The 11,756-nt window shown below is 56.2% G+C and carries 7 protein-coding genes; 3 read left to right on the forward strand and 4 right to left on the reverse strand.

The window, feature by feature from the left end; genetic code table 11:
* Window positions 1-80: 80 nt before the first annotated feature.
* Window positions 81-2,516, reverse strand: a complete 2,436-nt coding sequence (locus QE435_RS21560) for a penicillin-binding protein 1A (RefSeq protein ID WP_349042613.1) — start codon at window positions 2,514-2,516, stop codon at window positions 81-83.
* Window positions 2,517-2,822: 306 nt separating this feature from the next.
* Window positions 2,823-4,088, reverse strand: coding sequence for an N-acetylmuramoyl-L-alanine amidase (locus QE435_RS21565; RefSeq protein WP_349042614.1), 1,266 nt, complete (start codon window positions 4,086-4,088; stop codon window positions 2,823-2,825).
* Between the two features lie 651 nt (window positions 4,089-4,739).
* On the opposite strand from QE435_RS21565, the gene QE435_RS21570 reads away from it, so the two are divergent.
* Window positions 4,740-7,676 carry an Rne/Rng family ribonuclease gene (locus tag QE435_RS21570; RefSeq protein ID WP_349042615.1) on the forward strand — a complete coding sequence of 979 codons (2,937 nt, stop codon included), beginning with the start codon at window positions 4,740-4,742 and terminating at the stop codon, window positions 7,674-7,676.
* 194 nt (window positions 7,677-7,870) lie between these two features.
* Complete coding sequence (locus QE435_RS21575; RefSeq protein WP_349042616.1) at window positions 7,871-8,782, forward strand: agmatinase; 912 nt, start codon at window positions 7,871-7,873, stop codon at window positions 8,780-8,782.
* 112 nt (window positions 8,783-8,894) lie between these two features.
* Here QE435_RS21575 and QE435_RS21580 read toward each other — a convergent pair whose 3' ends face one another.
* Window positions 8,895-9,932 carry an aldo/keto reductase gene (locus QE435_RS21580; protein ID WP_349042928.1) on the reverse strand — a complete coding sequence of 346 codons (1,038 nt, stop codon included), beginning with the start codon at window positions 9,930-9,932 and terminating at the stop codon, window positions 8,895-8,897.
* 96 nt (window positions 9,933-10,028) lie between these two features.
* On the opposite strand from QE435_RS21580, the gene QE435_RS21585 reads away from it, so the two are divergent.
* Entirely contained in the window at window positions 10,029-10,934 is a 906-nt protein-coding gene (locus QE435_RS21585; RefSeq protein WP_349042617.1) for a LysR family transcriptional regulator, read from the forward strand.
* A 390-nt stretch (window positions 10,935-11,324) separates the two neighbouring features.
* Here the strand turns inward: QE435_RS21585 and QE435_RS21590 are convergent, their stop codons facing one another.
* Window positions 11,325-11,645 (reverse strand): hypothetical protein, encoded by a 321-nt coding sequence (locus QE435_RS21590; RefSeq protein ID WP_349042618.1) that lies wholly within the window; start codon window positions 11,643-11,645, stop codon window positions 11,325-11,327.
* Between the last annotated feature and the right edge of the window lie 111 nt (window positions 11,646-11,756).

The raw sequence follows: 11,756 nt of genomic DNA on the forward strand, positions 1-11,756 counted from the left end.
TTCTTGAAAACTGCTTGGGTGAATAAATGCGAGGGGCGCGGATGTAAAGACCCGCGCCCCTCGCCATGCGTTGATTTGAATTAGTAGAGACCGCCACCGCCGCCAGTGATGGCTTGATGTGCCTGTGGCGATTCCCTCAGGATCTCTTCCTGCGACATGTTGCCATCCATGCCGATCACGTCGAAGGTGGAGGCAGGACCCGTACCGGGCTTGAAGGCTTCCATGATCGTATCGGGCTCACCCTGCATGGCCGCCATGCCCGTCTTGCGATTGACGGCAATGAAATTCATGCCATTGGGCACGATGAACTTGCTGTGCGGCAGATGCTTTGCGGCCTGGGAGATGAACTCACCAAAGATCGGCGCGGCAAGAGAACCACCTGTACCACCACGGCCGAGAGGTGCCGGGCTGTCAAAGCCGATGTAAAGTCCTGCCACGAGATCCGGCGTGTAACCGACGAACCAGGCGTCTTTTTCATCATTGGTGGTGCCGGTCTTGCCAGCGACGGGAAGATCGACCTTGATCTTGCCGGCAGCCGTACCGCGCTGCACGACGCCTTCCATCATGGAGGTAACCTGATAGGCCGTCATCGGGTCGAGAACCTGCTCGCGCTTGTCGATGATCGTCGGCTCATTCTGGTTCTGCCATACCGTCGCATTACAGCCATCGCAGGCGCGATCCTCATGGCGGAAGATCGTCTTGCCGTAGCGGTCCTGAATACGGTCGATCACAGTCGGCTTGATCTGCTTGCCGCCATTGGCAATCACGGAATAGGCCGAAACCATGCGCATGACGGTGGTCTCGCCTGAACCCAGCGACATGGCGAGCAGAGGGGGCATCTTGTCGTAGATACCGAAGCTGTCGGCATATTCCGCCACCAGGTTCATGCCCATGTCCTGCGCCAGACGAACCGTCATCAGGTTGCGGGATTTTTCGATGCCGAGACGCAGTGTAGACGGACCTGCGACCTCGCCGCCGTAGTTTTGTGGCCGCCAGACTTCACCGCCGGACACAACTTCGAGCGGTGCATCCATGACGACCGATGCCGGAGTGTAACCATTGTCCAGCGCTGCCGCGTAAATGAATGGCTTGAAAGACGAGCCAGGCTGACGCATGGCCTGCGTCGCACGATTGAATTCCGATTGCGCGTAGGAGAAACCGCCGACGATCGCAAGAACACGGCCAGTATGTGGATCCATCACCACCATGCCGCCCTGCACTTTCGGCGGCTGGCGAAGACGATAGGAATCACCCTGGCCGGAGACCTTCTCCACATAGACGACGTCGCCGGCCTTCAGCACGCCAGCCGGAGACTTGGCCGTGCTGCGCTGACCCTTGGAATCGCGATAAGCCCATTTCATGTCTTCCGGCTTGATCCGGCCGCGCGCATTTTTATCGGCAACGTCGCTGTCCGCGTCCGGGCGAAGACCGATATCGACGCCATCTGCCGTTGCGGCCAGCACCACGGCCAGTCGCCATTCTGGTACGTCGCGCAAGGGCTTCAACTTGGAAAGAGCCGCAGCCCAATCGCCATTGATGTCGATCTGCTCGACCGGGCCATGGAAACCGCGACGCTCATCATAATCGATGAGACCATCCTGTAGCGCTTTACGCGCTTCCATCTGGATTTCAGGGTCGAACGAGGTGCGTACCGAAAGGCCGCCCTTGAGCAGCTTGTCTGCGCCGAACTGGTCGACGATCTGACGACGCACTTCTTCAGCGAAATAGTCCGAACCGGCAAGCTGTGGGCCACCGCGGCGAACGTTCACACCCAGGGGCTGCTGCTTGGCTTCCTCGGCATCCGCTTTCGTGATGTAGCCATTCTCGGCCATGCGGTCGATCACCCAGTTGCGGCGCTCGACAGCGGCTTTTTCGCGGCGGAATGGATGATAGTTGGCCGGGCCTTTTGGCAGAGCCGCGAGATAAGCCGTCTCGGCAATGGTCAACTCAGTCACGGACTTGTTGAAATAGGTCAGCGAGGCGCTGGCAATACCGTAGGAGTTCAGGCCGAAAAAGATTTCGTTGAGGTAGAGTTCAAGGATCTTGTCCTTGCTGTAAGCCTGCTCGATACGGAAGGAAAGGATGGCTTCCTTCGCCTTGCGCTCCATCGTCTGCTCGTTGGTAAGCAGGAAGTTCTTCGCCACCTGCTGCGTGATGGTCGAGCCACCCTGCGTCGGTCCACCGGTCACATAGGCAAGAGCCGCACGTGCAAAGCCGGTCACGTCGATACCGGGATGCTGATAGAAGTTCTTGTCTTCTGCTGAAAGGAAAGCGGCCTTGACGCGATCCGGGATAGCCTGGATCGGCAGGAACAGTCGGCGCTGTTCGGCATATTCGGTCATCAGCGCGCCATTACCGGCGTGAACGCGGGTCGTGACCGGCGGCTCGTAGCTGTTCAGAACCGCATAATCAGGCAGATCCTTCGTGATCGTTACCAGGTAAAGGGCAACGCCAGCCGCGACCACGAGAAAAAGTGTGCTCGCCAAGCCGAAGAAATATCCAATAAGTCTGATCATATGAGGCTACCGATACTTCGAATCGCACTTTGCGCCTGCCCGTAGGCGCGCAATTTTACATGTAGCGTGCCGTTTTGCACACCGCTTAACCGATGACAAGTCGGGGATTAAGCATTCCCGCTCATGTTATCGAGAGATCGTGTTCGCGCAATCGCAAGCGAGTCCCGCTTTGCTGCCGAATCCTGACCCCGAGTAACGCGTTGAATGTGAGTAAAATAGGGCTTTGCCCATCAAATGCGAATGCGGGGCGGTCAAGTTGCTCCGCTTTTCGACGACCGTCGCAAAAGCGTCACAGCGCGTAACGGCTCAGCCGCCATTGGCAAGAGCCTGGGCGCGATACTTGGTCACCGCATCGGCCAAACGTTCAGCCACCTTGTCGCGCCAGCTTTCATCCAGAAGCAGCTTTTCATCCTCTGGGTTGGAGAGAAAGCCAAGTTCCAACAGCACCGACGGCACATCATGGGCGCGCAACACCTGAAACCCGGCGTAGCGGTGCGGATTGTTGATCAGCCCAACCTGCCCCTCGAAGGAGGAAACGATGTTTTCCGCAAGCGTCACCGAGAAAGCCTGGGTCTCACGTCGCGTCAGATCGAGCAGGATATCGGCGACTTCCGGCTGCGCATTGGAGACGGTCACACCGGCGATCTGGTCGGAGAGGTTTTCACGCTCCGCAAGGTTCTGCGCCATGCGGTCCGATGCGCGGTCTGAAATCGTATAAACCGTCGCGCCCCTTATGCCTTTCTGGCTCAGCGTGTCCGCATGGACGGAAATAAAGAGATTGGCGCTGTGTTGGCGCGCAATCGTGACACGTTCGGAAAGAGCCAGGAATGTGTCGTCATCCCGCGTCAGAAAGGCTTTGATGCCAGGTAAACGGTTGAGACGGTCGGTCAACTGCTTGGCGAAGGACAGCGTGATGACCTTTTCATCCGTGCCGCTGACCCCGCCCTTGGCACCTGCATCGATACCGCCATGGCCAGCGTCTACGGCAATGACAAAGTCCGACTGGTGCGGTGATGTCGGGATGATATCGGGCGTAACGGATGCAGTCGTCGCTGGTGCGAGCGCCTGCCAATCCTGGTTTTTCAACAGATCGGCGAATTTCTGTTTCGAAGCGATTTCGGTATCGAGAATGAAGCGGAAGACCTTGCCACCCTCCTCCGGCTGCACCTTGGCAACGGCAACCTGAACCGGCTTCTTTGCGGTCAGCACCAGACGCGCACTGCCCTCACCCATGCTGCCGAAGCGGACGTCGCTGAAAAGCCCGGTCGCCTTCAGATCCTTGGCAGGAAATGCGAAGCTCACAGCTGGCAAGTCCACCACGATCCGCGCTGGCGAATCGAGATAGTGGACCTCAAATTCAGGTTCTGCGTTGAAATCGAGCACGATACGCGTGCGTGCCTCATCGCCGATGATACGTGCTGCGTTCGCAACGAATGCTGGCGCGGCCTGCGCCTCCTCGCCTGCGACAACAGCAAGAAGCAGGATTGGAAACACGGCACGCGCATAACGCGTGATTCGCGAAAACAAAGATCGCCTTTTTGATGTCCCTGCCGCCCGCGCCTGAATTTTCATCGTCGCCAATATCTTTTGAGTTTTATGTCGTTTAGCGCGAACATCATCGGCTTCTCAGCCAAAATCGCCGTCTTCCCCTGATGAAGATGGCCTTATTCGCGCTCGGCTGCAACATTCGCAAGCCTTGATGAAGCATTTCTTAACCGCGAAATTCCATCAATGATATGACATATTTAGCCTGCCTATTGCTATTATGACGGAGAAACCATACAACAAGATTGAGGGTTAAAAATGTTGACGGGATAGATTCCCGCCGGCTGCCAATCGAGAATGACTCTGGCGCTGAATTTCGGGCAATCATCTGCCGTCGCTTCATTTTTATCCTGAAACTGGATCAATCCGGCTGTGGCCGGAGACATACCCGGTGGCATGCCACTGATCGCTCTGAGGAGAGCATTTTCATCGGACTCCCAGGAGTCTATTTATTATAGTCGTTCTCGCTTGGCCAATGATGTCGTTGCAGCAGCTTTCATATGAACCGGATACAGGGAGCAGGCACCTCGCCTTGCACGTTGTCCGGATGCTGCCAGTTTACATGCGTCGGGCGGAACACTTCATTTCCGGCACACCCTTGGAAAAAGATGAAAGGCCTGTCCCCGCGGCAGGCCTATTCTCGTATATGACAAGGCTGCGCCGAGGAGCACAGCTTACATGGCAGACAAAATGCTTATCGACGCCTCCCACGAAGAGGAGACGCGCGTAGTCGTAGTTCGTGGAAATCGCATTGAAGAATTCGATTTCGAATCCGAACATAAGAAACAGATACGCGGCAATATCTATCTGGCGAAAGTGACACGCGTCGAACCGTCGCTTCAGGCAGCGTTCGTGGATTACGGCGGCAATCGTCATGGATTTCTGGCCTTCGCCGAAATTCACCCCGACTATTACCAGATCCCGCTGGCCGACCGTCAGGCACTTCTAAAGGCGGAAGCCGAAGAGCATCGCCGTGGCGATGACTTCGAACCGGCTGACGCGCCTAATGAACCCACCATCGATCTTTCCAAGGCTGACCAGCCGGATATCGGCATCGTGGCAGCGTCCGAGGAGAAGGCTGAAGAACCAGTTGCCTCCGAAGAGGTCGTAGCCTTCGAGGAAACCGTCGCCATTACGGAAGAAGTGGTTGCCGGAGAGCAGCCTGCGGAAGAAGAAAAGCCGAAGAAGCGCACGCGCCGTCCCCGTGCAAAGAAGAAGACCGATGCTGAAGAGGCTTCGACTGAGGCGTCTGCCGATGAAGCCTCCGATGAGGATGGCTCCAAGGGCGGCGAAATGGCGGCCATGGTCGACACCGACACGATTTCCGAGGACGTCGAACGCGTTGGCGACGATGACGATGATGATGACGACGATCATCACGAGAAAGAAGTGATCGAGTCGGTCGGCGCGGAAGACGCGATGGAAGAAGTTCCAGACCGCGCCATGCGCAAGCCGCGCAAGCAGTACCGCATTCAGGAAGTCATCAAGCGTCGCCAGATCCTGCTGGTGCAGGTTGCCAAGGAAGAACGCGGCAACAAGGGTGCGGCGCTGACGACTTACCTGTCCCTCGCCGGACGTTACTCTGTTCTCATGCCGAACACGGCACGGGGCGGCGGTATTTCCCGCAAGATCACCCAGCCTGCAGACCGCAAGCGCCTGAAGGAGATCGCCCGCGATCTCGAAGTGCCGAACGGCATGGGCGTTATTCTGCGCACCGCCGGTGCTAACCGCACCCGCGTCGAAATCAAGCGCGACTTCGAATATCTGATGCGCTTGTGGGAGAACGTCCGCACGCTGACGCTGAACTCCACAGCCCCTTGCCTCGTTTACGAGGAAGGCTCGCTGATCAAGCGCTCGATCCGCGATCTCTATAACAAGGACATCAGCGAGATCATCGTTTCCGGTGAGGAAGGCTATCGTGAAGCGAAAGACTTCATGAAGATGCTGATGCCGAGCCATGCCAAGGTGGTTCAGCCTTATCGCGATATTCATCCGATCTTCTCACGCTCCGGTATCGAAGCGCAGCTCGACCGCATGCTTCAGCCGCAGGTCACGCTGAAGTCCGGTGGCTATCTGATCATCAACCAGACGGAAGCCCTGGTTTCGATCGACGTCAACTCCGGTCGCTCGACGCGCGAACACTCGATCGAAGAGACGGCACTTGCGACCAATCTTGAGGCTGCGGAAGAAGTTGCTCGTCAGCTTCGCCTGCGTGACCTTGCCGGTCTGGTCGTCATCGACTTCATCGACATGGAAGAAAAGCGCAACAATCGCGCCGTCGAAAAGAAGCTGAAGGACTGCCTCAAGAACGACCGCGCCCGCATTCAGGTTGGCCGTATCTCGCATTTCGGTCTTCTGGAAATGTCGCGCCAGCGCATCCGCGCTTCGGTTCTCGAATCCACCACTCAGATCTGCTCGCATTGCGGCGGCACGGGCCATGTTCGCTCGGAATCCTCCATCGCGCTCCACGTTCTGCGTGGTGTCGAGGAATATCTGTTGCGAAATACGACCCACAACATCACAGTGCGCACGACGCCTGAGACGGCGCTCTACCTGCTCAACCACAAGCGCGGCACGATCGTCGATTATGAAGAGCGCTTCGGCGTCTCGATCATCATCGCGGCGGATGCCAGCGTCGGTGCACAGCACTTCGCCATCGATCGCGGCGAAGCCGTTGAAAACCCGGTAAAAATCGAAAACCTCCTACAGGCTCTTCCGACTTTCGAGGAAGACGAAGACGATATCGTCATCGAAGCCGAGGAGGAAGAAGACGAAGAGGAAGTCGTAGCAAAGGTGCAAAGCGCCGAGCCACGGCAGCCCCAGGCTGAAAACAGTGAAGACGGAAAGCGCAAGCGCAAGCGTCGTCGCCGTCGTCGCGGCAAGGGCAATGGTCAGAATGGCGACGTTCAGGCGGATGCCAGTGACGACGCATCGGCTGAAGGCGATGATGAGGATGGCGACGACGCCACCGAAGATCAGGCTGATGCCGCAGAAACCCGTAGCGAAGGCGAAAACGGCGGTCAGGACGAAGGCAAGCGCAAGCGCCGTCGCCGTGGCAAGCGTGGCGGCCGTCGCAACCGCGACGAAAACGGTAACTTGCTGGACGCCGAAAATGGCGATAGCGATCAGGCCGATGCCGATGACGGCGTTGAGGAGAACGAAGCCACCGCTGGAGTCGAAGGCGTTGAGCCTGTAACGGCGGCGGTAGATGCTGCCGAGGCCGAAGCGCCTGAGGTTGACGAAGCCGAAAAGCCGAAGAAGCCGCGTCGCACGCGCAAGGCCAAGGAAAAGGCCGAGGAGGCTGTCGAGGCCAAGGTCGAGACAGAAGCACCGGCCGCTGAGGCACCTGCTGCCGAAACTGCCCCTGCCCCGCAGGACGCGCCAGTTGCCGAAGCTCCAGCAGCGCCAGCACCTGCTCCGCAGGCTCCTGAACCTGCTGTCGAAACGGCGCAAGAGGAAACGGACGAGGCTGCAAAGCCGATCCGCGCCAACCGTGGCGATAATGTCTCCTCGTCCGAACCGGTCGTGACCTCATCCGGCAAGAACGACAGCACCGATGGCGAAGAGCCAAAGCCCCGCAAGGGCGGCTGGTGGCAACGCAAGGGCTTCTTTTAAGCCTTGAATTGCAGCGATTAAACTAAAAAGCCCCGAGATTGGATTTCCAGTCTCGGGGTTTTTTCATTTTCTGTTCGAAGATAACGGTGGGCGCGTGTCGCGATCATCGAGATTTGCTCCCACGCTTTGATACCTTATTCGTCGCGGGACATCATCGCCGCATCGGCGACATCTCGAACAGGATTGGTCACAGAATGAGCGCTGCACATTCATTTCTCGGGTTCCCTCCGCAACTCGCTGACGGCAAACCCGCACGCATGGTTATCTTCGGCGCAGCCCATGGCAGCGCCTATCCGGATCAAGGCAGCAGTGGTCATGAAACAGCGGCCGATCAGATCAGAGCGGCAAGCCAGGAGGACGCCTCGTTGATCGAGCACTGGGATTTCGATCTCGGTGGCCCGCTCTTTAATGACGGTCCGATAAATTGCGTCGATATTGGCAACATCGAAACTGCGATGCATGACAATGAAGGCAATCGACAGCGCATAAAAGCAAAGACGCGAGAAATCCTAGCCTTGAGCGCTGTTCCAATCCTCATCGGTGGCGATTGCTCCGTGACCTATCCCTTTCTTGCCGCTTTCGAGACAGCTGGACCGGTCTGGGTCTTACAGATCGACGCGCATATCGACTGGCGTGACGAGGTTCAGGGAGAACGCTACGGATATTCGAGTGCCATGCGCCGAGCGAGTGAAATGGCGCATGTGGCCGGCATGGTGCAGGTCGGACTTCGAAGTGTTGGTAGCGCGCGAAAAGCCGATGTCGATGCTGCAAGAAACTATGGAAGCCACTTTGTAACAGCGCGTGAGGTTCACGCCCTTGGTGTGACCGCTGCCCTTCGTCACGTCCCGGACGGCGCCCAAGTCGTCATCACGCTCGACTGCGATAGCATCGATCCCAGCATCATGCCCGGCGTCGCGGCAAGAACGCCCGGTGGCCTGACCTATACACAGATCATCGACCTGATTACTGGGGTGACCACTCGGGCAAAAATTGCAGGGTTCAACCTCGTCGAATTTTATCCACCCGCCGATATCGACGGATTATCCGCACTGACCGCGTCCCGCATCCTCGTCAACACGATCGGAGCGGTGACCCGCCAGAAATGAGGCATCGTCGTTGGAGCGTTAAACCCCGGGGCTTTGGGGTTTAACACACCGCTTGAACACCCCGTCTCCTCTTTTTTCAAAAACAAGACCAAGGTGCACACGCCTTGGTCGTTCAGCCGACAAGAGGAGGATCGAGCCGCGCAAAACCTTCCTGGTTCCGATAGGGAAAATGGGGATAGGGAGCCGACACGGCACTGGCTTGATCGAGAGCTGCAATCTGGTCACTGGTGAGGCTCCAACCAACCGCGCCGAGATTCTCCCTGAGTTGAACTTCGTTTCTGGCACCAATGATCACAGACGATACGGTCGGGCGACTGAGCAGCCAATTGAGTGCGACTTGCGGCACTGTCTTTGCCGTTTCGCTCGCGATCGTTTCAAGCACATCTATAACACGGTACATGTATTCCTCCTCAACCGGTGGACCGAAACTCGCCGTGGCATGCAAACGGCTTGTTTCGGGCAACGGCGCGCCGCGCCTTATTTTCCCGGTCAATCGACCCCACCCGAGAGGGCTCCAGACAATGGCTCCCAGTCCCTGATCTTTTCCAAGCGGCATAAGATCCCACTCGTAATCTCGGCCCACGAGCGAATAATACACCTGGTTGGCGACGTATCTCGGCCAGCCGTAACGGTCAGCCACCGCAAGCGATTTCATAATCTGCCAGCCAGAAAAATTCGACACGCCGATATATCGAACTTTTCCCGAGCGTACCAACGTGTCGAGCGTCGATAAAACCTCCTCGACAGGTGTGGCGGCATCGAAGGCGTGAAGCTGTAGCAGATCGATGTAATCCGTCTGAAGACGTTTCAACGCATCATCAACGGAGCGCAACAATCTAAGGCGAGAAGAGCCGGCGTCGTTCGGGCCATCTCCCATGGGAAGGCTGGTTTTGGTCGAGATAAGAACTCTGTCCCTGCGGTTTTTGACCGCCTCTCCGAGAACCTCCTCCGAGGCGCCGTTGGAGTATACATCAGCCGTATCGAAAAGATTGACGCCTGCATCCAGACAAATATCGACAAGACGTCGAGCCTCATTTGCGTCCGAGTTACCCCAATTGCTGAACAACGGCCCGGCCCCACCTAACGTACCTGCGCCAAAGCTCAATACAGGCACTTTCAGCCCGGACCTTCCAAGTGATCGATACTCCATATCGCCTTCCTTTCTGAAAACACCATCATTTCTAGACAGTATGCCAAAAATGAAATAGACCGCCGAAAGGAACCTCACTTGTGATATGAAGTCATCATGGCCCGGCACGAGATCAATCGCTTTACCGAGATGGAAGTGTTCGTCGCCGTCATAGAGGCGGGTGGGTTTTCTGCTGCAGCGAGGCAAGTGCGTTTAACGCCCTCAGCCGTAAGCAAGTTGATCGCACGTCTCGAAGCCAGACTTAGGACCAGACTGTTCAATCGCTCGACCCGACAATTTCAACTGACACCTGAGGGGTGCACCTTTTACGAGGCCGCGAAGCGCATCCTTGCAGATGTCACCGAAGCGGAGCAAAGAGCAAGCCAGGGTGAGCAACCAGCCGGTCGTGTGCGCATCAGCACCAGCGCTTCCTATTTCAATCACATACTGGCACCCGTACTACCGCAATTCATGGAGCTTTATCCTGCTGTGACGCTGGACATCTCGCTCACGGATATGCTGGTTGATCTACTGGCTGAACGTACCGACATAGCCATTCGGACAGGACCTCTGAAAACGTCCAGCCTGATTGCTCGTAAGCTCGGAGAAACTGCTCTGACAATCGTGGCGGCCCCATCTTATCTCGAAAAATACGGCAAACCACTCGAAGTCGCTGACTTGCAAAACCACAACTTACTGGGGTTTAGCTATGTTCGGTCAGAGCCGGGCTGGAGGCTGCGCGAAAATGATGACGCCGTCGTGATACCTGTGACCGGAAGTCTCCAGATCAGCGATGGAGAAGGCGTGAGACGACTGGCTGTTACAGGTGCTGGCCTGGCGATGCTGGCCGAGTTCACGATCCGCGACGACGTCTTGGCCGGACGACTTGTTCCTCTATTGTCTCACTGCAACACTGGAGACAAAGAAGTCTTCTACGGCGTCTATGTAGGGGAAGGAGGTCCGCTTCCCTCACGCATCAAAGCGGTCTTGGATTTTCTGTCTGAACACGGAAGAGTTCGGTGATGACCTCTTCCTGAGAACAAAAACCCCGATGGCGAAGAGCCCAAGCCCCGCAATGGTGGCTGGTGGCAGCACAAAGGCTTCTTCTAAGGCTCAAATAGTATTGAGTAGAATCAGAAACCCCGAGACTGAACTTTCAATCTCGGCGTTTTGTTTGATGATGGTCTGAAATCGCGGTGTCAAAAGCAAGATAAGGACGATGTATAACAAAATTGAGCAATGAAATATCAAGGCTAACTTCGGTTCGGATCGGGACAAGACGAGATCAAGTAGGGGACCAGCAAGCTGACCTTCTCGATAGCGTACGTTCTTTCGATGCAACGCAAATCGTTGAGATAGTGCGCTGTGCAAACGAAGCATGCCAATCGCTGAGGTTGAACAGTTTCGGTTTTCTCAAAAATTGCTGGTAGAGTTGCTCTCAGTCTTCTTTGCAGCCATTAAAGCCCGGTCTTTTTCGACGGCGTCGAGCGCTTTCACAATCTCCTGAGATAAATCTTTTAACTCCATGAGAGAAATCCCGTATATCATGGAAGCCTCATTGAGGTGCAGCCGAATGCGTCCGGTGTAGGTGAAATTGGGCAGCCTTATTAACTGGACGAGACCACGGCGACTTTGGTTATGAGATATATCGATTTGATAAATGAGGTCTCCGCCGTATACGCCACGCTTTGCCATCTGCTTGATTGCGTCGAAAAATCTACGAAGAAACTTCATGATGATCAGCTACCTAATGTCGATGATTTTGGTGAGTGCGATCTTATCAGGCATCTAGATGCTTCTTGCTCAAGAAAAAACAGCTACTTTCAAACTGTCTTTCTTCGCCTT

The organism is Agrobacterium sp. SORGH_AS 787, assembly GCF_030819035.1.
GTDB classification, from domain to species: Bacteria; Pseudomonadota; Alphaproteobacteria; order Rhizobiales; family Rhizobiaceae; genus Agrobacterium; species Agrobacterium larrymoorei_B.